Here is a 388-nt window from a genome sequence, read left to right as displayed (position 1 = left end):
CGAACAAGTCGGGATTCAGGACAACTTTTTCGAGCGGGGCGGGGATTCGATCAAAGCGATTCAGATCGTGTCCAGGTTAAGCGCGGCTGGTCTGAAACTGGCGGTTCGGGAGATGTTCACGCATCCAACGATCGAGGAAGTCAGCCGATATGTGCAAGTCACAACCCCGATCGCGGCCGAAGAAGGGGCCGTTGAGGGGGAGGTCGCGCTCAGCCCGATTCAGCATTGGTTCTTTGACCAGAACTTCTCGCAAAGCCATCACTGGAATCAGGCGATGATGCTGTACCGCGCGGATGGTTTCCAGGAAGCCCTCGTGGAGGAAGTGGCCGTCAAGCTGACGGAACACCATGATGCATTGCGGATGGTATACACGCAGGAGGCAGGAAAG

Annotated in this window: 1 protein-coding gene; it reads left to right on the top strand. The window is 56.7% G+C overall.

Translation table 11 applies throughout. The features are described from left to right. A partial coding sequence (locus FS818_RS28385; protein ID WP_260990002.1) for a condensation domain-containing protein occupies nt 1–388 on the top strand: 388 nt, incomplete at both ends.

It is taken from the genome of Paenibacillus xylanexedens, assembly GCF_007680605.1.
Taxonomy (GTDB): domain Bacteria; phylum Bacillota; class Bacilli; order Paenibacillales; family Paenibacillaceae; genus Paenibacillus; species Paenibacillus xylanexedens_B.
This window is presented reverse-complemented; position numbering and strand designations above follow the sequence as displayed.